The organism is Streptomyces acidicola, from assembly GCF_009377235.1.
In the GTDB taxonomy this organism is placed as follows: Bacteria; Actinomycetota; Actinomycetes; order Streptomycetales; family Streptomycetaceae; genus Streptomyces; species Streptomyces acidicola.
This window is the reverse complement of the sequence record NZ_VMNX01000005.1, coordinates 99,222-119,466: the sequence shown is the minus strand read 5'-3', so window position 1 is coordinate 119,466 and position 20,245 is coordinate 99,222. Positions and strand designations below refer to the sequence as shown.

The following is a 20,245-nucleotide window of genomic DNA, read 5'->3' as shown; positions in this document are numbered from 1 at the left end:
GGAGCTGGGCAGGGCGCGGTGGCCCCGCCGGGGCGGGACGGGGCGCGTCGGGCGTGCCGGCAGGCGGCGCCTCGGCGATCTCCTCCTGGAGGACCTTCAGGTGGGCGTCGCGCACCGCCGGGCCCGGTTCCACGCCGAGCTCCTCGATCAGGCGCAGGCGCAGGTCACGGTGGACGGCCAGGGCCTCGGCCTGACGGCCGGTGCGGTGCAGGACGAGCATGAGCAGCCGGTGGAACGCCTCCCGCAGCGGATGTTCGGCAACGAGTGCGGCCAACTCGGGGGCGAGCGCGGCGAGTCGGGCGTGCCCTTGGCCGGCCGTGGCCCTCTCTCGCCCATCCCCTCCTCCCCCGGGCTCCGCACCCCCGGTCACCGCTCCCTCGGCTCGCGCTCCCCCGCCGAGGTGCCCCGCGAGGCCCAGCTCCGCCTCGTACCGCCACTGAAGGACCAGAAGCCGCGCCTCCTCCAGCCGCTGGGCGAGGGCCTGTCCGCCGAAGTCCTCCTCCGTCGGCCCGCCGAGCGGGGCACCCCGCCACAGGGCGAGTGCTGCCGTGGCCTCGCGCAGTGTCCGCCCCCAGTCCCGTTCGGCTTGCGCGGAGCGGGCGGCGACCACGTGTCCCTCGAAGACACGGACGTCCAGCTCGCCCTCGCCGACCCGCAGCAGATACCCCGGCGGAACGGCCCGCAGCCGCTCCGGGTCGTCCAGCAGCCGCCGCAGCCTCGTCACATGGTTCTGCAGGGAGGCCTGCGCGGACGGCGGCGGCGCCCCGCCCCACAGCGCGTCCTTGAGCGCCTCGACCGAGACGACCCGGCCGGGCTCCAGCAGCAGGGCGACGAACAGGGCGCGCATCTTGCCGCTGCCGATGGGCCGTACGGCGCCGTCGGCGCCGTACAGGACCGGCGGCCCCAGCAGCCCGAACCGTGGCCTCACCTGCGGTCCGAACCGCAGCCCGTCCCGCATAGCACCGCCCGCTGCCTTCCCGCACGACCTCGACGCGCCGCGCCTCACGACGGCTTCGCGCCGCCCGTTGGCCACATGTTAGCGATCCGTTGGCGCCGCCTGATGTGATCACTACATCGGTTCCGGCCCCGACGGTGCACGCGTACAACGCGTAACTCGGGGGAGTGTCGCCGCTGGCGGCTGGAACCGGAATCACGCGGGGCCCGGTCGCCGAGGGGGAGCGACCGGGGCCTTCGTGCATGTCCGCCTGGCCGAATGGCGAATGCTGAATACCGAAGCCCACCGGTCAACGCCGACGCCCGATGTCCGACACCCGATGTCCGACGCCTGGGAGATGGGTGATCGTCTAGATCACGGGTGGCCGTCCCAGCCGCGTGAGCCGCCACACCGTGCGCCACCGCATGGGCCGCCGTTCGCCGCCGGACTGCCGCCAGCCCTCCGCGAAACCGGCGAACCACGCGCGCAGGCCGCCCCACGACCGGACGCGTACGAGCGTCAGCAGCACCCACACGCCGAGGTGGACGGGGATGAGGGGAAGCGGCAGCCTGCGGCGGGTGAGCCAGACGCGGTTGCGGGCGTTCACGCGGTAGTAGATGGCGTGCCGGGCGGGCGAGGTCTTCGGGTGCTGGAGCAGCAGTTCAGGTGCGTACAGGACGGTCCACCCGGCGTCGACGGCACGCCAGGCCAGGTCGGTCTCCTCGTGCGCGAAGAAGAACTCGGCGGGCCAGTCCCCGACTTCGGCGAGCATGGCCAGGGAGAGCGCATGCCCTCCGCCGAGGAACCCGGTGACGGGGCCGCCCCGCAGCGGGTCCTTCGCCCCGATCCTCGGGACGTGGCGGCGCTGGGTCTCCCCGGTCTCGTCCGCGATCCGGAACCCGACGATGCCGAGCCGCGGATCACGGGCGTACAGGTTCCGTACGCCGCGCAGCACGTCCGCGTCGACGAGCAGGCCGTCGTCGTCCAGTTCTACGACGACGTCGACGTCCCCGAACTCCCTGAGCCGCCTCAGGGCGACGTTGCGGCCGCCCGGGCAGCCGAGGTTCTCCTCCGTCTCGATGAGGGTGACCGCGCCCGGCAGGCCGAGGCGCTCGGCGAAGTCGGGCAGCGGACAGCCGTTGCCGACGATCACGATCCGCTCGGGCGCGAGGTCCTGTTTGGCTACGGACACGAGCAGTGCGTCGACCTCGGCGGGCCGGTTCCCCATGGTCACGACGGCGACGGCAATCCGGGGCTCCACCAGCTCCACCAGTTCCACCTCGTCTCGTTCGACTGTCCATCGGGCGCCACCGTCCAGTACGTCCCCGAGGACGGCACTGTTCGTTCCGCCACTGTTCGTTCCGTCACCGATCGGCTGTCACCGGTTGGCTGTCACTGATTGTTTGTCGCTGATTGGCTGTCAGCGGCACGACGCACCACGATGCCAGCCGCGCACCACACCAGCCGTCAACGAAGAGGGCGATTCACACTGGTTGGTTCACTTTGTTCCACAAACGCGTTGCAGGCTCACCACAGGCGGGCGGCGAGGTACCGGGCGCCGACGCGGCGGCGGCTCCCACGAGCGGGCACTCCGTGGCCGGTCCGGTGCGAACGGGGGGGAAACCGTATGCGCGTTGCGGAGAAACCCGTACGTATGTTCTTGATGTCGTCTCCTTCAACTAGCCTTACGGGCCGTTCGGTGTACGTATGACGGGGGAAACGGGGGAGACCCACATGAGCAGTCCGACGGGGTACGGGGTCCGTACCGAGGAGGTCGGCGGTTCCGCGGGCAAGCTGGACAAGGCGGCGGACGAGCTGGACGCGATCAAGTCGACGATTCCGCAGGAGCAGTGCTCGTCCCCCGACGCGTTCGGCGGCGAGGAGGCCGCCCCCGCCTACGACGCCTTCGCCGGAGCGTGGCAGCGGGAGGCGACGGTGCTGCGGGACGCGCTGCGGGAGATCTCCCGCAAGCTGAACACCACAACCCGCAACTACGGCGCGGCCGAGCAGGGCGCCGAGGAGTCGCTGCGCCGTGCGGCGCCCTCCTACGCGGGCCTCTCCGACTTCAACTGACGGACGGCACAGGGGCTTCCGGGCCGCACAAGAACATCCGGACTGCACAAGGACGTCCGGACGGCACGAGCACGTCCGGACCGCACAAGAACTTCCGGGACTTTCCGGGGACAACGGGGACAGAGCATGAGTGCTGCGAACGCCGTGAAAACGGACGACGAGCTGGCGGAACTCGACATCGCGACGCTGCTGCGGTTCGGGCTGGGCGAGGGGAGCCGTATGCGCACGGCTCTCTTCGGCGACGGCGCCGTGGGCGCGGCCGTGGTGCTGGGGCGGGCGGGGGTGTATCCGCGTGCCGTGGCCTTCCTGGCGAAGATCGTGCGCGGCGGCGGCGCCACGTACGCGGCCGGCCTCGACGAGCCCGTTCCGGGCGAGGACGCGGGCAGCACGGTCCGCGCATGGCTGGAGGCCGGGGCGAGCGTGCGGCGCACGGTCGAGGACGACGAGACGCTGGCGCGCTGGCTGTCCGCGGTCGCGGAGATCATGGCCGTACGCGGAATGGTGACGCGGACGACGGGGGGACGGGGCTGATGGCGGGCGAGGACACGACCACCCGACGGGCCGAACTCGCCGACGCGGTCAACGCGATCGAGGACGCGGACTCGAAGAACGATCTCATCGCGGCCATCGAAAAGGCACTGGCCGTCGCCGGGCCCAAGGGGCACCCGGACGCCATCGAGGCAGCGGCCGATTCCTACAAGAAGGCCGCCGACCAGTGCCAGTTCGAGGTCGAGGAGCCGGTCGAGCAGGTCGCGAGCAAGGACCTCCCGCAGGCGTGGGAGGGCATGGCGAGCGTGACGGCCCAGGAGGTCGTCGCGGCGGCCGGGCGTGCCGCCGAGCAGATGACCGAGGCGTTCCGGCAGGGCAAGAAGGCCCTGGAGTGCCTGGCCGACGGCGTGCGTGCCGCCCAGCGTGAGGACGGTCCGGGCCTTGTCGACCTGCGCCGGGCGCGGAACGTGCTCGGCGGCCCGGACGGAGTCTTCGACTGGGTGGAGACGGGCGAGGACATGGAGGAGAAGGAGCGGGCCCGCGAGATAGCCCTCGCGGGTGCCAGGGCCCGGCACGCGGCGGCGGTCCGCGCCGACGACGCGGCCCGCGCGGCGGCCCGCGACCTCAACAAGCTTGCCTCCGAGGCCCGCTCGGGTCATCTGGACGCGTGCGTGAGTCCGGTCGACAAGCTGATGCTGGCCGACACGGCGATGGTCGACGAGAACAGCGCGGCGCGCGAGTACAACGAGATCCTCTCCACGAACGACCTGGAGCGCGCCGGCGAGCGGCTGAACAGCATGAGCGCGGAGGACCGCGCCGAGTTCCAGCGAATGCTGGACGCGTCCGCCTCACCTGAGGAGCGGGCGTACCTGATGAAGGCGCTCGCCGCCGGGAACGACATGGACAGCCTCGGCGACTTCAGCCAGAAGATCGCGGGCAAGGACGAGGCATGGCTGGCCCGGCATCTCACCCCGGTGGTCACCGAGGTGGACGCGAACGGCAACCCCGTCTACGACACGACGCAGAACAGTTTCAAGGGCCAGCAGTGGATCCAGGGCGGCGACGGCCAGGAGGCCAGCTGCGTGGCCTCCTCCACCGTCAACGCCCGCGCCATGGTCGACCCGGTCTACGCGCTGGAGCTGACCGGCGGGCCCGACGGCCAGGAGGACGATCCGGACGCGTTCCGCGAGCGCCTCGTGGACGAGCAGCACCGCGTCCACGACGACGGCGACGGCGAAAGGGGCGGCTTCTTCAACAACGGCCCGCCCACCGGCATGGACGACGAGGGCTGGTCGGAGGTCGCCGACAACGAGCTCAACTCGCCCACGGGCGCCGACTACGAGCGCCAGGACCTGGGCAGCGCCGACGACCGCCGGGGCGTCCTGCCCGAGATCGAGCAGGCCGTCGCGGAGGGCAAGCCCGTCCCGATCAAGACGACCGGCGACGGCGGCCACGCCCTGGTCATCATCGGCGCCGAGAACGGCATGCTCCAGGTGCACAACCCGTGGGGCCAGACCACCTGGGTCAGTGAGGACGACTTCGTCAACGGCAACATGGACAAGGCGTCGGACGAGCGATTCCCGGACGCCACGGGCGTCCACCTGCCGAGGTGAGCCGGTGATGCGCGGGATGGGCGAGATGCGCAGGATGCGCAGGGGAAAGACCTTCTGGGGCGTCACCGGCGGTGTCGCGGTAGTTGTCCTGGGCGGGCTCGGGTTCGTCGGATACGAGACCGTGTCCGACGACGAGGTGTGCTGCGGGATCCCGAAGCCGCTGCACGGGGTGGAGCGCGGCCCGGACGGGGAGATCGACGTCGCCTCCCAGTCCGTCCGGACCACGGTGCTGACCGGGCACGACTTCTCGCTGCACGTCCGCCCGGGCGGCGACGCAGCGGACTGGGAGGTCGCCGACGCGGGCGAGTCGGGCAAGGTGCTGCGCGCCCAGGGCGAGAAGACCGTCAAGGGCACGCACTACTTCACGTTCCGTGCGCTGAAGACCGGCTCGGCGCGCATCGTGCTGAAGGAGACCGACGGCGACCGCACCATGACGTACCCGGTCGAGGTCAAGGACACCATCCAGGGCACCGTCGTGACGAAGGACGCCGAAGGGGCGTACAGCGAGGCGTACGAACCGTCCGAGTCCCGCAAGTTCGACGGGGACTTCGCGGGCACCGTCACCGTGCGCCCCGGCGAGCGGTTCCTCGTCGCCAACCGCTACTCCAACCAGCCGGGCTACACCTGGAAGGTCACCGGGGAGCCGGACGGCGCGGTGGCAGGGCTGGAGCCCGGCCCACCGCACACCACCGGCGACCCGGCCGCCGAACGGCAGGACTGGTACAGCTTCACCGCCCGGGAGAAGGGCACGACCACGGTCGAGCTCTTCGGCTGCTACCGCTGCGGGTACGACAGCGAGCCCACGTCGCCCGAGAGCGAGAAGTTCTCCGTGACGAAGACGCTGATGGTGGTGGTGCGCTGAGGCACCCGGCGACGCGTCGGCGGAGGCCCGGCCGCCGCGCGCAGGACTCGCACGATCCGGTGCATGTCCTCCAGCGCGTCACGGCCGGTGTCGGCGATCGCCTTCAGCGCCGAACCAGCCTTGTCGGGATCCGACTTGAGGGCGTAGCCTGCCCCGTCGGCCTGCAGAATCATCACCGCCAGACTGTGGGCCACCACATCGTGCAGCTCCCTGGCGATCTCCGCGCGCTCCTCGGCCGCCGCGATCTGCACCAGGTGCTCACGCTCCCGTTCGGCCGTGGCAGCACGCGCTTCCAGACTGGCCACGTAGAGCCGGCGTGTCCGCAGCACCATGGCGGTCAGCCACACGGCCGCACAGACACCGCCGATGGCGACGATGTCGCCGACGCTCTCGCCCAACTCCTCGCCGAACGGCAGGAGCCCGCCGAAAGTCACCACCACGCCCAGCAGCACGATCGCGCCCGCCGTGTAGGCGTCCCGCATCGACCGGGCATGGGTGACCACCGAAACCATCGCGATGAGCAGCGCCGCGTCGTACATGGCCGGGGCGGTCGCCAGCACGGACTGGATCAGCGCAAGCCCCGTGACCAGCCACATCACCTTCATCGGCCGGTGCGGCGGAACAACAGCACCAGGGCCATCGCCCCACCGATGACCGGGTCGAAGGCCTGGTCGTAGGACGAGGTCATATAGACCACCAGCACCGCGAGAGCGACGTCGTACACCGTGTGTATCCACGGCAGGGCCAGTAAGCGGCGCACCATGGCCGACAGGCTACGACACCAAGTGGTCAACTCGCGGCCCGCGCCCATGACTTCGGCGCTCACGCAAAACCGAAGGCCGTGCGGCGCTCATCACGTACTGCACACCGTCCGCGGTGCCGCGTGTCTGGAGGGCTGCGCCTCCTGCACCTGCTGTACGTCTTCGAGGAGGCCCCGTATGTCGAGGTCCTCGTCGGCGGCGGCCCTGGCGATGGTCAGCAGGACGGCCTCGTAGAAGGCGTCCCGCACAGCGGGTGCCATGACGTCCGAGGCGTCCAGGCAGAGGGGGACGTCACCGGTGAGCCGTTTGGCGATGTCGCGCTCGGCCGGGCCGTCCTTCGGCCGCACCTGGCGGTTCGCCGAGAAGACGTCCGCGGTTTTGGCCCACTCCTGCTGGCCCTTGCGGGAGGCCAGCCGTTTGATCAGGTCCAGGGCCCGCGGGCTGCTGCTGAACAGCGCGGCGAAGTCGCCGGTCACCTGGTGGGCGCGGACCGAGTACGGGCCTCCGGGCAGCAGCGGAGCGGAGTCCTTCAGGCGCGCGTGCTTGCGCTCCCCCCGGTAGAAGGAGCGGGCGAAGGAGCCCTGGTGCTCCAGGGTGCACCCGTCCCGGCCCTCGAACAGCAGTCCGTTGCGTTCGGGGTCACCGCGGTGATCGGTGAGCAGGGCGTGCTCGGCCGCCTTCCTGTTCTGCTGGAGCAGGCCGGCCCACGCCTCCCATGCGGTGCGCACCGCGTTCCCGGTCCACTTCACGTCGTCGTCCCCCCGCGCCCACTTCCCGTAGACGCCCGGGCCCTCCCGTTGCAGCACGAGGTCCTCGATCCAGTCGCTGCCGGGCCAACCGGAGGCTCCGTCCTCCCCCATGCCGATGCACCAGCTCTCCATCGGTGCCGGTGAGTTGGCGGGCTTGTTGCCCTCGCGGTACCAGACGATGCTCTTCAGGTCCGCCTTGACCGGGACCCAGTACACGTGTCCGCGGCGCGTGCTCGCCGCGTTCCAGGGAGAGCCGTACTCCTCCTCTTCGTAGTAGCCGTTCAGCGGTTTGAGGCGCTGCTGCTCCGCGTACTCGGCGAGTTCGCCGACGCCCGGCATGATCGCGATGTCCGGAGGCTCCCCCGACTGCACCTTGGACAGCAGCACCTCGCGCTGGGCCGCGGTGCCCTGGTACTCAAAGGGGATGCCGAAGCCGTCCAACAGCTCCTTGAACTGCTTTTCCTGGTCGTCGGTCCACGGGCCCAGGATGGTCACCGGCTCGTCGTCCGGCCGTGCCCAGACCGCCACCAGGCTGCCGGCACAGACCAGCAGCACCGTGAGGAGCGCCAGCACCTTGAAACGCCGGGTCACGGTCGCCTCCCGTAGTCGCTGTCGAGCCGAAGACCGAGCCCCACCACGGGCAGGACGACGACCAGGAGGCCGCCGGTCAGGGTGCCCTGGTACACCCGGTCGGTCCAGGTTTCATCGGCCAGTTGCCGCCGGATGTCTTCGGACTTCTCCGTGACGGTCTGCTGTGCCTCGGCCAGGGCATCGACGCTGCAGGATCGCAGGGAGGGCCCGTCGCAGGATTGCCGGGAGACCAAGGTGATCTGCTGCAGATCCCCGACCGCGCCGTCGAGGTCGTCCTGGGCGGAGAACATCGTCAGCAGCGGGACCACCGCGAGCAGCACGGTGAGGGCGAAGGCGACGAGCAGATACGGGGTCCAGTCGCGGCCGCAGCGGTCGCGCAGCACGAACAGCGCGGAGAGCAGGGTCAGCGCCAGGGCCGCCAGGGCGAGTTCGGCGAGCCACCAGCCGCCGCGCTGCAGCCACCCCATGGTGGCGGTGGCTTCGGCGTGCCTCATCTGTATCCGCCGCAGTTCGTCCAGGCGGGGCACGAGTCCCACGTCCGGGCGGGTGAGCAGCGAGTGCGCCTCTTCGAGCTTCTGCTGCCGCATGAGGGGCCGGTCTCGGTACATGGCCGTGCCGAGGTTGATCGAGTTGCTGTAGGAGGCGAGCAGACCGTTGACGGTGCCGAGGTCCTGGTCCGTCCGGTCCGCGATCCGGGACAGGCCCTGGTCGGCGGCGGAGAGCTGGGCCCGGTAGGTCTCGCCCAGGCCCGCGACGCCGACGAGTGTCAGGTCATCCCGGTCATCCAGGCCACGGGCCTCCCGGTCATCCAGGTCACGGGCCTCCCGGTCATCCAGGTCATCGGCCTCCTCGTAGGCGCGCAGCACCGCGAGGCGAGCGGCGGCGAGCCCCTGCACGGCCGACGCCTCGCGGGACGCGACCGCCTCGGTGCCGTCCAGGACCTGACGGCAGGAGACGAGCAGGGCGCTCACTCCCACGGCCGCGCACACCGCCAGGACCAGCAGGTGCGCCTGCAGCAGCCGACGGGTCCGGAAGGGGCTCAGGCGCCTGCGCCAGAAAGCGGCAGGCGAGTAACTGCGCCAGGAGGCGGCGCGTGCGGTCGTCACAGCAGCTTCTCCCCACAGACGATGCAGTAACGGGCCTCGCTCCCGGCCGGGGCGTCGCAGTGACCGCAGCGCGGACCCTGCTGCGGACCGGCGGTGTCCGGCAGCGGTGCGCCAGGTAGGGACCCGGCGCGCAGGATCATCGAGCCGAGCGTGTCGGCCGCGACGGCGGGTCGCAGCTGGACCCGCCCCGAGGCCGCGTCCTCGATGTCGGCGACCAGACCGATCTCGCGCAGAACCCAGTCCTCGCCGAGCCGCACCGCCAGGCGTGCGGCCTGCCCCAAGTAGCGTTTGGCTGCGTCAGGTTGGTGTTCCCAGAGGGTGAGTCCCTGGCGCAGGGCGTCCCTCATCACGGCGGTGGCCTTCAGGGTGGACACGCCGTCACTGCCCGCGGGGACGTGGGGCGGTGGCCGCCGGGGGCGGTGCCAGCGGGCGGTGACGGGCGCGTGGACATCGCCGATGGAGACCATGGCGAACTGCAGGTCGGTCTCCAGCGGGTCGGCGTGGGCGTCGGCGACGAGGGTGAGCAGGTAGTCGCGACGGCCCTGCTCCCACTGGTACGTCGGGAAGCTCCAGTGGCGCGGCCCGCCGGGCTGGGACAGTCCGCGCAGACGGTGCGGCCGGGGCGCCTTCTCGCTCAGCGCGACCTGACGCACCGAGGGCCGCACGGTCACCTCGACCGGCAGTTGGGGCGCGTGCACCCGGCGCAGCCGCCGGATGGCGGCGGTGATCTCCCGGCCGAGGCCGTCGTCCACGAACTGGGCGGTGCCGTGCAGCCGTTCTGCGAGGGTCAGCAGGGGGTCGGGCGTCCAGTCGGCGCCCACGGCGAACACGTCGCAGGTGAAGTGTCCGGCGCAGGCGTCCAGTTCCTCCTCCAGACGGGTCTCGCCCGGGGCGCTGGACCCGTCGGTGATCAGCAGCAGATGGCGTACGGACAGCGGGCGGCCGGCGAGCAGGGCGCGTGACCTGGCCGCCCAGGGGGCGTACCCGGCGGGGCGCGGACCGTCCCGGTGCAGCGGGACCGCGCCCGCGGCGAAGACGGCCCGGCGCTTCTCGTCCTCGTCGGCTACGGCCCACTCGGCGCCGCCTCGCGGATAGCACCCGACGGGCTCGGGGCCACCGCCGAGCACGATGAAGGAGATGCCGTCGGGCAGGGCGCGCAGTGCGGCCGGCAGGGCGTGCCGGACGGCCGCCCTGAGGGGCTCGGCGACATCCACCGCGATGACCACGGCGAGTTCGACCGCGGGCAGATCGGCGGGAGCGCCGGTGGCGGCCACCTCGACCCTCAGATGTGCCTCGATCTTCGCGCTGCGGTGCGGGCGCAGGTAGCCGTCGAGGTCGACGTGCAGCCGGATGTCCGGCTGCGTCGGCCGGGTGTGGCTGCTCATGTCGTACGTCACCGCTCCTTCCCCTTCGTCACCGTCCGGACCCGGGTGGGGGGCCGTGCGGGCTTTCGCTTGCCGTCCGGTCTGTCGTTGCCGTCCGGTCTGTCGTTGCCATGCGGTCTGTCGTTGCCATGCGGTCTGTCGTTGCCATGCGGTCTCGCTGCCGCACGGTGTCGCCGCTGTGCGGTGTCGCTGCCGTGCGGTGTCGCTGCCGTGCGGTCGGTCCCTGCTGTGCGGTCGGTCCCTGCTGTGCGGTCGGTCCCTGCTGTGCGGTCAGAACACGGTCTGAGGTCGTACCGCGTGCAAGAGGTCCACGAGGTGTTCGTGGGCGGTGGCCGACTCCCGGTGACGTGCGGCCAGTTGCCGGTAGTGCGCCTCGATCCGTTCGCGCAGCCCGCGTTCCTGCGCGCTCAGGTGCCTCAGGCCGCGAGCGTCGAGCCGTCCGGCGCCTCTTCCCCGGGGGCCGGGCCGGTCGCTGCTGCTGTACAGCGCGTCCAGCTTCCATTCGTCCAGTTCGGTGCGCAGGCGCAGTGCCTCGTCCTCGGACAGGCTCGGCTCGCCGGCGCCCGGTTTCTGGCGTACGAGGGCGTCCAGTTCGGCGAGCGCCGCGTCGACCTCGGTGGGCGCGGGCAGCGGATCGCCGTCTCCGGGCAGCCGGGCCGCGCGGATGCGCAGGGAGGCGATGCGCACGACGGTGTGGTCCAGGGTGCCGGGGCGGACCCGGCCGAGCACGTCGAGGGCCGCCCGGCGGTCTCCCGCGCGGAGCGCGAGCCGGGCCAGGCCGAGGGCGGCGCCGCCGTGCGCGGGGTTGCGGGCGAACACCGCCTCGTACAGTTCCCTGGCGCTGGGCCCGGCCGTGTCGTCGCCGAGCCGCTCCCCGCAGTAGGCGAGGGCGAGTTTGGGCGCGTACTCGCCGGGCACTTCGAGGCGGACCCGCGTGAAGTGGGTCTTGGCCTCGGCGACCCGCCGTGGGGCGTCGTCGAGGTCGGCGCGGCGCAGCGCGACCAGGGCGCGGTGCCACTCAAGCCGCCACCGGCGCACGGCGGACGGCCCCGGAAGGGAGTCGGCGGTGTCGAGTTCCTCCTGGGCCCGCTCCAGGTCCTCCCGTGTGTTCCGGCCCAGCAGGACGCGTACGTTGTGGAGGCGGATCTCCACCGAGGGCGGCTTCTCGCCCTCCTGGCCGAGGAGCTGGCCCGGGTCGTAGCCGCTGCTCACCTCGAACCGCGCGGTCTGCGGATCGCCCGGATAACGCCTCGGCACCGGCAGCCAGCGGGCGATCTCGGTGGGGGTGGGCGCGCCGAGGTCGAGGGCGGGGGCCACGGGCGGCGCGTACCGGTCGCGGCGGGGGCGGTCCAGCCAGTGCTCGATGCCCGGCACCGTGCCGAGCCGGGCGCCGAGCAGCTGCGGGGACGGCGAGAAGTAGTCGGAGGGCTCGGGCGGGTCGGTCTTGCCGCGCAGCGCCCGGATCTCCCGCAGTGCGCCCCGCAGTTGGGCCGCCATCTCGCGGGCGTCGGCGAAGCGCAGCCCCGGGTCGCTCCGGGTGGCGCGCGCGACGACGCCGCGGAAGGAGGCGGTGCCGAGGCCGGGTACCTCGTCGACGGCCCAGCCGGCGAGTTCCCGCAGGGTGACACCGACCGTGTGCAGGTCGTGGGCGACGGTGGGCACGGCCGAGGACCCGGTCTCGGGCGCCATGTAGTCGGGTGTGACATGGGCGGGCGGCTGGCTCTGGCCCTGCTCGCGCATGCCGCCGAGATCGATGACCTTGACGCCGTCCCCGTGGTGCACGACGTTCGAGGGCTTCATGTCCCCGTACACGAAGACCCGTTCGCCGCCGGCGTGCAGATGGACCAGGGCTTCGAGGATCTGGCAGCCGTACGCGGCGACGTGCTCGATGTCGAGGACCGACTCTCCGCGCCGGGTCTCCTCGACGACCTTTTCGAGGGTGCCGTCGCCGACGTCGTCCATGACGATGTAGCCGCCGGTGACCTGCCCGGTGTCGTCGCGGCGGGCGACGAAGTCGCGGATCTGGACGATGCGGGGGTGGCGGATGGCGACCAGGTTGCGTCGTTCGACGTCGGCGAGCCGGGCGCCGTCCTGCTCGTAGCGGTTGAGCAGTCCCTTGACGGCGACGACGTCACCGAGATGCGTGTCCTCGGCGAGATAGACCCAGCCCTGGCCGCCGTGCGCGATGGGGCCCATGATCCGGTACTGGTCGCGCAGCACATCGCCCCCGGCGAGTTCGGGCCGGTACGAGTACGGGTCGCCGCAGGCCGGGCAGTGGCCCTCCATCGGCACCGGGCCCACGGTGTAGGGCGGCGCGAAGGTGATGCCGCACCCGGAGGACGAGCAGCTCATGCGGATGCGCAGCGACGCCTCGGGATGGATGAGGCGTTCCTGTGCGGGGCGCGGCGCGCGCTCGGGCAGTGCGAGGAGCTCGTGCGGGCCGAAGTCCCGTGGGTCCTCGGGCAGGGCGGGCAGCCCGGGGCCGTTCTTCGCGCGGCCGCACTCGGCGCAGTGGCCGGTGGGCAGCAGGGTGCCGCCGCAGGGGGCTCCGGTGAAGCGCCGGTGCGGGCAGACCGCCGTCTTCTCGTCGTCCTCCTGCCCGGGCCGGGCGGAGCTCTTCATGACCGTCCTCCGGAGCGTCCCAGGTCGGCTCGCAGGGTCCTGATCAGCCGGCGCGACCGGGCGAGCTGCTGCTGCGGGTCCGTCAGGTCGTCGATTGCGCGGCGCTCGCCCCGGCGCCGGTCGGCCGTCTCCGACACGGAACCGAGGGAGGCGCTGTCGACGACGTCGAAACGGACCGCCCGGCTGAACTCCGCGCGCTCCAGTCGGGCGAGCAGCGCGTCCGCGTGGCCGAGGAGTGCGGGCCGCAGCAGGTCGTCGCGGGCCGCGCTCCAGCCGGTGCCGCCCTCGTGACGGAAGACGAGCAGCAACCGGAAACCCAACACCCGCAGCCGGGCGAGGAGTTCGATCAGTGGACCCGGCTCGGGCTCCTCGTCGAGTCCGTCGACGAGGACGGTGACCTGGCGGCCGGGGGCGAGCGCGGGCACCTGCGCGGGCGGGGGCTTGGTGCCGAGCAGCCAGTCCCAGTACGCCAGGTACTGGCCCGGCGGGAAGTCGATGTGGCTGAGGGCGTGGTCGGCGAGGTCCGGCCTGCTGGAACCGCCGCCGCGGCAGACGAGGTGGGCGCGGTGCAGCAGATGCCGCAGCGAGCGGTCCTTGCCGCTGCCCGGGGACACCACGGTGATCTTCACCGGGTCCTCGTCCGGATCGTCGAACCACCGGGCCAGCCGCTTCTCGAAGCCGTGATCCCATGCTGCCGGACTGCTCAACTCCCTTATGGCTGGTGAGAGTTCGGCGATGCGGTCGATGGGGATCAGATACGAGAAGGCGAGCCGGTTGTTCTCGGGCAGCAACGCGCCCATGTCACCGCGCCAGCTGACGACGAGGCCGACCACGCGGGCGGGACGTCCTTCGTGCGGCCGGGTGCACACGCCGGCGCCGCTGAAGCCCTTGCGCACCACCTCCGCCCTGGTGACGGCGTCGAGCTGCACCCGCTCGCCGCTGGCCCCGGCGACACGGCCCCACAGGGTCATTCCCTCGTCGAAGCCCTCCGCGTAGCCGGTCGCGTACACCTCCATGCCGCTCCACAGCCTGGGTTCCAGCGGGGCCGGGCGCGCCCGTGGGCGCGGGCTGTCCAGGCGCAGTACGGCGACGTCCTCGCGGCCCTCGCTCTTCGGCAGCCAGCCGCCGGGCGGGACGCGTGCGGCCACCGGTTCGAGGCCGCTGTTCTCCGCGAACTCCAGCCACATCACGGCGTCCGGCCTGCCCACCACGTGTGCGCAGGTCAGTGCCGTGTACTGGTCGACGAGCACGCCGGCACCACAGATGGGTCCGTACGCGTCCTCGCGCCGCAGCCTGAGTCTCCAGTCGGCACGCAGTTCCCCCATACCGCCTCAGACTACGCGCGGAGCAACGTACGTCCCTAGACTTCGGACCAAGTTCGATTGGTCGATCAATCGGTCAATCAACGGAAGTCGGCGGTGTGTTGACATGGGGGATACGGAACCGGTCGGTCTCGCGGAGGCCATCGGCACGGTCCGTGCGGAGCCGGCGCGGGTCCAGGACCTGGGTGCCGCGAGCCGCCATCACGAGGTGAGCCGCGGCCGGCCGGAAGCCCGGGCGAGCACTCTCAGCGGTCGGTAAGCAGCCCGGCGTCGTGTGCGAGGACGGCGGCCTGTACGCGGTTGGCGCAGCCGGTGCGGGTGAGGATGCGGCTGATGTGCGCCTTGACCGTGCCGGCACTCAGGTGCAGCTGGTCGGCGATCTCCGCGTTGGACAGGCCCGTACCGAGCAGCCGCAGGACGTCCCGTTCGGCCGGGGTCAGCTCCTCGATCCTGCCCAGGGCGGCCTCGGTGTCCCGGCCGGACCGTACATGCCGGTCCAGCAGTTGCCGGGTGATCCGGGGTGCCAGTACCGGCTCTCCCCTCGCGGCGAGCTGCACGGCACGGATCAGGTCGGCGGGACCGGTGTCCTTGAGGAGGAAACCGCTCGCCCCTGCCCGCAGGGCGCGCGTCACGCTGGCTTCCTCGCCGAACGCCGTCAGCATCACCACACAGGTGCGGGGCGAGAGACGGGCGATGTCCTCGGCGGCCGCGATTCCGTCCAGGGCCGGCATCTGGATGTCGAGCAGGGCGACGTCGATGTCCTGGGCGCGGCAGGCCGCGACGGCCTCCCGGCCGTCGCCCGCCTCGGCGACCACCTCGATGTCCTCGGCGTTCTCCAGGATCAGCCGGATTCCCACGCGCATCAGCGCCTCGTCGTCGGCGACCAGGACTCGGATCATCAACTCATCTTAGGACTGCCTCGTCTTAGAACTGGCTCATCTCAGGACTGCCCCATCTCAGCACTGCCTCATCTCAGGACTGCCATGGTCAGCAGTACGACGAGGAAGCCCGCGGTCGGCAGGACCACGAGCAGCGCGGCGCAGCCCGACCCCAGCACGCGCGGCCAGGTCAGGATCTCGTCCGGCAGCGGGGCATGCGCCCCTCCCTGACCGGCTCCGCCGGGCTGAGGGCCGGCCGCGTCCGCGGGGGCGTCGGCACAGGCACCCGGGAGCGCGGCGGCCGGCCCGGCGGACTCCGGGCGTCTGCTGCCCTGGGCGGGCAGCCAAGCCGCCACGCGGAAACCGCCGTTCGTCAGGGCGCCCGCCTCGAACCTGCCGCCGAGCAACGAGATCCGCTCCTGGCAGCCGGCCAGCCCGCTGCGGGTTCCTCCCTGGGAGTGGCCCGCCGCGCGCGGCGCCTGGTTGGTGACGGACACCTCGATCCCCTGGTCCGTGCCCCTGACCTCCACCCTGGTGGGCGCGCCGGACGCGTGCTTCAGCACGTTCGTCAGCCCTTCGCGGACCACCCGGTGGATCGCCTGACGCGTACGGAGCCCCACCTCGGCCGTGTCCGGAACGGACCAGTCCAGCTCGACGGTGCTGCCTGTCTGCCGGGATTCCGTCACCAGAGCGGTGATGTCCTCACGCGTTCCCCTCTCGTTCCCCGTCCCGTCCGTCGGTTCCGTGATGTCCTCGTGCCGCAGGACACCGAGGATTTCGCGCAGTTCCTCCATGGCCGTACCGGCGGTCGTGCGCAGCAGCTCGGCCTGCCCGGCGAGGGCGGGTGCCTGCCGCGCGGCGCCGAGCTCAAGCGCCCCGGCGTGCACCGACATCAGGCTCAGCCGGTGACCCAGGAGGTCGTGCATCTCTCCTGCGATCCGGGTCCGTTCCTCCATCCGGGCCGCCGCGGCGGTCAGCGTGCGGGCCTGTTCCAGATAGGCGTTGCGCTCCCGCAGCAGGCGGACCAGGGGCCGCCGCCGCCCCAGCAGGGTGCCGGACAGGGCGGGCAGCAGCAGAAGCAGCACCGCGGAGAGGGCGCCGTCGGCCAGTTCCCACGGCAGGTTCCCGGACCGGACCAGGGCACGGACAACAGCCAGGACACCGACGACGCCGCAGGCCACCCCGACGACCTGCCACGCACGCCGCGACGGTGCGATACGACGGGTGGCGGACAGCACGATCAGCGGCACCACCGCCAGCGTCCACACGTTGTGAACCACCACCAGCAGAGAAACGCACAGGACCGCACCGACCGGCCGGGCACGCCGAACCGGGACGAGCAACGCCGCCCACAAGGCCTCCAGCACCGCCCACACCGGCCGGTCCGGGGGGACCAGCAGCAGCGGTACCAAACCGAGGCCCGCCGCCAGGGCAGACAGCAACGCCTCGACGACGACCGTACGGCGCTCAGCGGCACGCACGGCGGCCCAGCTCGCGCGGACCTCGCGCCGCACCCACCGCGGCAACCCGCTCAGCGTGCGCCACAGCCGTACGGGCGGGCCCAACGGCTTTGCGTCCTCGTCCACCTGACTCACAATCACCCCTGCTCCGCCACCGTGGATCCCCCGGGAGGAACGGTAACCGCGGCAACCGCGGCGTCGATCACCGCACGACGCCCCCCGGATGTCACGCGCCCAGCCGGGAGCTCAACTCCGCCCGCAACGCGGCGAGGTCCACCTGGTCGGCAGCCAGCAGCCGTACGACCGCGCCACCGACCCCGGCAGCCGTGTCACCCGCATCACCCGCAACGTCCGTCACCGGCTCGTCGAGCAGCGCGGAGAGCAGGTGGACCGTACCGACCGTGGGCGAACCGTGCTCGGCGGCGGACAGCCGCGCGACCGCCATGATCCGGTCGGCGGCGGCGGACAGCCACACACCGTCGCCGTCACCGTCGCTGTCGGGAAGAGCAGCGGGCTGGGTCTCCGAGGCCGAGGAGACCAGGGAAACCTGCCGTACGCCGTGCCGGCGCAGCAGGGCCGGAGCGGCGTTGGCGTCCGCCAGACTCGCGGGAAGCGAGCGCCCGGCAACGGACAGTGCCCGGTCCAGAGCCAGTATCCCCAGCAGAAGATCCACCGGCTCCACCGCGGCACGCCCGCACCGTACCGCTTGCCGGACGGCCTCGTTGGTCACCGCGAACACCACCGGTGAGCCGTTCACCGTGGACCCGGAGGTCCACGAAGCAAACGCGCGTGTCAGGCGGTTACCGCTCTTGCCCAGCGTTCCGCACCGTCGGAGAAGAGTGACGCCACGGGACTCCGGTCCCTCGGTCTCCGCCGCGGCGCTCGCGTCCAGTGCGTCGAGCGCGGTTGCCGCGGCGGCCAGATCCAGCCGCTCCAGCAGCAGGGCTTCCCGTGCCCTGCTGTCCGGCAGGTCCACCAGGGCACGGGCCACATGTCGGCAGCGCACCGAGATCGTCCCCTCGGCGCGGGCCTTGCCGATCGCGAGGAGCAGGCACGCGCGCAGCGCCCCGGTCATCCCGGGCAGCGCCTGGTCGCTCCCCGGGGCCGAGCGGCGCGAACCGAGGCCGAAGCGCCAACATGCCTCGCGCCAGGTGGCATCGACTGTTTTCTCATCGGCCTCCCGATGATCCTGCTGCTGGTCCTGCTGTTGGGGCTGCTGTCGGGCCTCCTCATCGGCGCCGTCCGCGCCGTGCGCACCGCGCACCTCGTCGTCGCTCACCCAACCGCGACCCGCGTGGCCGGTGATCAAGCCGCTGAGCGAACCGGCCTTCCGCATCCCCGGGGCGATCGCCTCACCGGCGTCCGTGTCCCCCAGCACGAGCTCCCCCAGCAGGGTGTCCGTCCCCACGACCGACAACTCGCACCTGACCGCACGGCGCAGTGTCTCCACGAGCAGGTCCATGACGTCCTGCTCGAACTCCGTGGTCGCCCCGACCACGGCCGTGCCGTCGGCGTGGGCTCCGGTCGTCTCTCGCTGCCCCATCAACGTTCCCCTCAAAGCGCGGTGGCCTGGTCACCACGACGCTAGCCCCACCCTCATCGACACCGCGTCGGCCGACCGGCCAGATTCCCGGTCCGATCGGCACACCGGTTACGCACATCGGCCGGGACACATCAGCGCCCCGGCATGCCCTCCCACAGTCACTCCCCGTGGTAGAGGCGGGGCGGGTCGATCAGTTGGATCGTGGGGTCGCTCTTCGCGAGGCGATGCAGTTCGTCGGTGAAGCCGGTGCCGCTGAAACAGTGCAGCCGGGTCGCCTCGGTGGCCGTACCACGTGCCGTCAGGAGGTTGCGGATGTGCCGGAGGCGTTCCAGATGGCCGATCCCCATCACGTCGTTCCACTTCGCTTCGCCGATGGCGAGCAACGCCTCGCGGCCGTCCCAGGTTTCGCCGTGGACGGCGACATCGACTTCGTGGCTGGTCCTGGCGGCCGGGTCGTTGACCGTGCCGCTGGCGACCCGTGTGACGTGCCCGCCGTGCGTGTCGGGCGCCGCGTGCCAGCGGGCCCATTCCCGGCAGACCTGTTCGAAGTGCGGGCCGACGACCTTGCTGCGGAAAGTGGACTGGGCGCGGTGCCAGACGGCTGGTGCCCGACCGGGACGTTCCAGGTCGCCCCATGCCGGGCGCATGACCGCGTGGTAGAAGGTGACAAGCGGCTCGGCGATGCGGTAGGCGGAGCGGTTACGACGGAAGGCGTCCGCTTGATGGGTGATCATGCCAACGTCCTGGAGAACGCTCAGCGGATGGGCGAGGTCGGTGGACTTGCGTCCCAGGTAGTCGGCGATGCCGCCACGGGCGGAGTTGCCCGCGGCGATGGCGGCCAGTACGGAGTGATAGAGCGCGGTGTCGTGGAGTTCGGGCTCTTCGGCCAGCAGGTAGCGGGCTTCACGGAAGAGCGGACGGGCCGGGTTGAGGACCGCGCGGGTGACCCAGTCGTCGAAGTCGTCCGGTCCGGCGGGTGTGTCGCCCTGAGTGAACTCACGTCGGTAGGCGGGTGTACCGCCGACGATGGCGTTGGTCAGCAGGGCGGTGCGTGGGTCGGCGATCTGCCAGAACTCGGCCGCGAGGCGGAAGTCCAGGGTGGGAACGACGAGTTCGAGGCCGGCCCTGCCACGCAGTGGGGCGTTTCCGGACAGCAGCTTGCCCATGAACGACAACGCGGAGCCGCACAGCAACAGGCGTACAGAAGTGTTGCTGTGCTGGGCGGCGGGGTCGAGAGCACGCTGGATGATCGAGGGCAGGGACGGTGAGGCCTTGGCGAGAAAGGGGAACTCGTCGATCACCGCCACGGTGGGGTTGCCTGCGACAGCGATGCGCATGAGTTCCGTGACGGCCTCGTCCCAGTGCGCGAAGCGGAACGGGGTGGACTGGCCGCGATAGCGGGCCAGCGCCTCACCGAACTGACGCAGCGCGTCGGCTTCTGTGGTCTCGGTAGCGGTGAACATGAAGCCGCCCGCGGCACGGGTGACCGCGTCGAGCAGGAAGGTCTTGCCCTGACGGCGACGCCCCGAGACCACACCCAGCGTGGCCTGCGGGCCGGGCAAGGCGGCGAACCGGGTCAGCTCGGCCCATTCGAAGTCACGGTCGAACATCTCAGGAGGCTTGTCCACAGCACCACCCTCGCACATATAGGTGCAGTTATTATGCCTGCACCTATCAAACCTTGCGATCTCCGACTCGCCGAGTGGTCCGACCCAAAGCCATCTCCGCACCTCTGCAACCGTGCGACCATCACGAGCCGTGATGGAGACCAGATGTGAGACCGGGGGCCGACGCGCGGGCAGTGCGCTCCCCAAAAAAAGCACCCACTGCGCAAATAACCCCAAGTCAGAAACAATC

The 20,245-nt window shown here is 71.6% G+C and carries 17 protein-coding genes; 4 read left to right on the top strand and 13 right to left on the bottom strand.

Going from position 1 to position 20,245, the window contains the following annotated elements; genetic code table 11:
- Together FPZ41_RS03775 and FPZ41_RS03770 are read right to left on the bottom strand one after the other, a co-directional pair.
- A partial coding sequence (locus FPZ41_RS03775) for an AfsR/SARP family transcriptional regulator (protein WP_194235973.1) occupies positions 1-958 on the bottom strand: 958 nt, incomplete at its 3' end.
- 346 nt (positions 959-1,304) lie between these two features.
- On the bottom strand, positions 1,305-2,198 hold the full coding sequence (locus tag FPZ41_RS03770) for a glycosyltransferase family 2 protein (protein ID WP_152859093.1): 894 nt from the start codon (positions 2,196-2,198) through the stop codon (positions 1,305-1,307).
- Positions 2,199-2,668: 470 nt separating this feature from the next.
- Here FPZ41_RS03770 and FPZ41_RS03765 point away from each other — a divergent pair, with 470 nt between their 5' ends.
- The 4 genes from FPZ41_RS03765 to FPZ41_RS03750 all read left to right on the top strand — a co-directional run bounded on the left by FPZ41_RS03765 (position 2,669) and on the right by FPZ41_RS03750 (position 5,971).
- Positions 2,669-3,007, top strand: a complete 339-nt coding sequence (locus FPZ41_RS03765; protein ID WP_194235972.1) for a WXG100 family type VII secretion target — start codon at positions 2,669-2,671, stop codon at positions 3,005-3,007.
- 126 nt (positions 3,008-3,133) lie between these two features.
- On the top strand, positions 3,134-3,538 hold the full coding sequence (locus FPZ41_RS03760; RefSeq protein WP_152859048.1) for a hypothetical protein: 405 nt from the start codon (positions 3,134-3,136) through the stop codon (positions 3,536-3,538).
- The gene (locus tag FPZ41_RS03755) at positions 3,538-5,109 is read left to right on the top strand and encodes a WXG100 family type VII secretion target (RefSeq protein ID WP_152859046.1); all 1,572 of its coding nucleotides are present in this window, start codon (positions 3,538-3,540) and stop codon (positions 5,107-5,109) included. Before FPZ41_RS03760 ends, FPZ41_RS03755 begins: the two co-directional genes overlap by 1 nt.
- A gap of 7 nt (positions 5,110-5,116) precedes the next feature.
- Entirely contained in the window at positions 5,117-5,971 is an 855-nt protein-coding gene (locus tag FPZ41_RS03750; protein ID WP_152859044.1) for a hypothetical protein, read from the top strand.
- On the opposite strand, the gene FPZ41_RS03745 is transcribed toward FPZ41_RS03750, so the two are convergent.
- From FPZ41_RS03745 to FPZ41_RS03700, 11 genes are all read right to left on the bottom strand, one after another.
- The gene (locus FPZ41_RS03745) at positions 5,884-6,576 is read right to left on the bottom strand and encodes a histidine kinase (protein ID WP_228022414.1); all 693 of its coding nucleotides are present in this window, start codon (positions 6,574-6,576) and stop codon (positions 5,884-5,886) included. The two genes, FPZ41_RS03750 and FPZ41_RS03745, sit on opposite strands and share 88 nt — an antisense overlap.
- Positions 6,573-6,734, bottom strand: a complete 162-nt coding sequence (locus tag FPZ41_RS47875; protein WP_228022412.1) for a hypothetical protein — start codon at positions 6,732-6,734, stop codon at positions 6,573-6,575. The genes FPZ41_RS03745 and FPZ41_RS47875 overlap by 4 nt, the downstream gene beginning before the upstream one ends.
- 90 nt (positions 6,735-6,824) lie before the next feature.
- Entirely contained in the window at positions 6,825-8,072 is a 1,248-nt protein-coding gene (locus tag FPZ41_RS03740; protein ID WP_322619791.1) for an ABC transporter substrate-binding protein, read from the bottom strand.
- On the bottom strand, positions 8,069-9,178 hold the full coding sequence (locus tag FPZ41_RS03735) for a hypothetical protein (protein ID WP_322619790.1): 1,110 nt from the start codon (positions 9,176-9,178) through the stop codon (positions 8,069-8,071). Before FPZ41_RS03735 ends, FPZ41_RS03740 begins: the two co-directional genes overlap by 4 nt.
- Complete coding sequence (locus FPZ41_RS03730) at positions 9,175-10,563, bottom strand: vWA domain-containing protein (RefSeq protein ID WP_152859038.1); 1,389 nt, start codon at positions 10,561-10,563, stop codon at positions 9,175-9,177. Before FPZ41_RS03730 ends, FPZ41_RS03735 begins: the two co-directional genes overlap by 4 nt.
- Positions 10,564-10,833: 270 nt before the next feature.
- Positions 10,834-13,185, bottom strand: coding sequence for a tetratricopeptide repeat protein (locus tag FPZ41_RS03725; protein ID WP_152859036.1), 2,352 nt, complete (start codon positions 13,183-13,185; stop codon positions 10,834-10,836).
- Entirely contained in the window at positions 13,182-14,510 is a 1,329-nt protein-coding gene (locus FPZ41_RS03720; protein WP_152859034.1) for a S1 family peptidase, read from the bottom strand. Before FPZ41_RS03720 ends, FPZ41_RS03725 begins: the two co-directional genes overlap by 4 nt.
- Positions 14,511-14,752: 242 nt before the next feature.
- Positions 14,753-15,406 carry a response regulator gene (locus FPZ41_RS03715; protein WP_152859032.1) on the bottom strand — a complete coding sequence of 218 codons (654 nt, stop codon included), beginning with the start codon at positions 15,404-15,406 and terminating at the stop codon, positions 14,753-14,755.
- 68 nt (positions 15,407-15,474) lie between these two features.
- Positions 15,475-16,971: a sensor histidine kinase gene (locus tag FPZ41_RS03710; RefSeq protein WP_322619789.1), complete on the bottom strand. Its 1,497-nt coding sequence runs from the start codon at positions 16,969-16,971 to the stop codon at positions 15,475-15,477.
- Between the two features lie 100 nt (positions 16,972-17,071).
- Positions 17,072-18,388, bottom strand: coding sequence for a Clp protease N-terminal domain-containing protein (locus FPZ41_RS03705; RefSeq protein ID WP_152859031.1), 1,317 nt, complete (start codon positions 18,386-18,388; stop codon positions 17,072-17,074).
- 158 nt (positions 18,389-18,546) lie between these two features.
- Positions 18,547-19,998, bottom strand: coding sequence for an AAA family ATPase (locus FPZ41_RS03700; protein WP_152859089.1), 1,452 nt, complete (start codon positions 19,996-19,998; stop codon positions 18,547-18,549).
- Positions 19,999-20,245: the final 247 nt, after the last annotated feature.

Excerpts from the sequence above, each read along its gene's own strand:
- FPZ41_RS03765 (WP_194235972.1), top strand. The coding sequence starts at position 2,669 with ATGAGCAGTCCGACGGGGTACGGGGTCCGTACCGAGGAGGTCGGCGGT.
- FPZ41_RS03760 (WP_152859048.1), top strand. The coding sequence starts at position 3,134 with ATGAGTGCTGCGAACGCCGTGAAAACGGACGACGAGCTGGCGGAACTC.
- FPZ41_RS03755 (WP_152859046.1), top strand. The coding sequence starts at position 3,538 with ATGGCGGGCGAGGACACGACCACCCGACGGGCCGAACTCGCCGACGCG.
- FPZ41_RS03750 (WP_152859044.1), top strand. The coding sequence starts at position 5,117 with ATGCGCGGGATGGGCGAGATGCGCAGGATGCGCAGGGGAAAGACCTTC.
- FPZ41_RS03745 (WP_228022414.1), bottom strand. The coding sequence starts at position 6,576 with ATGAAGGTGATGTGGCTGGTCACGGGGCTTGCGCTGATCCAGTCCGTG.
- FPZ41_RS47875 (WP_228022412.1), bottom strand. The coding sequence starts at position 6,734 with ATGGTGCGCCGCTTACTGGCCCTGCCGTGGATACACACGGTGTACGAC.
- FPZ41_RS03730 (WP_152859038.1), bottom strand. The coding sequence starts at position 10,563 with ATGAGCAGCCACACCCGGCCGACGCAGCCGGACATCCGGCTGCACGTC.
- FPZ41_RS03725 (WP_152859036.1), bottom strand. The coding sequence starts at position 13,185 with ATGAAGAGCTCCGCCCGGCCCGGGCAGGAGGACGACGAGAAGACGGCG.
- FPZ41_RS03720 (WP_152859034.1), bottom strand. The coding sequence starts at position 14,510 with ATGGGGGAACTGCGTGCCGACTGGAGACTCAGGCTGCGGCGCGAGGAC.
- FPZ41_RS03715 (WP_152859032.1), bottom strand. The coding sequence starts at position 15,406 with ATGATCCGAGTCCTGGTCGCCGACGACGAGGCGCTGATGCGCGTGGGA.
- FPZ41_RS03705 (WP_152859031.1), bottom strand. The coding sequence starts at position 18,388 with ATGGGGCAGCGAGAGACGACCGGAGCCCACGCCGACGGCACGGCCGTG.
- FPZ41_RS03700 (WP_152859089.1), bottom strand. The coding sequence starts at position 19,998 with ATGTTCGACCGTGACTTCGAATGGGCCGAGCTGACCCGGTTCGCCGCC.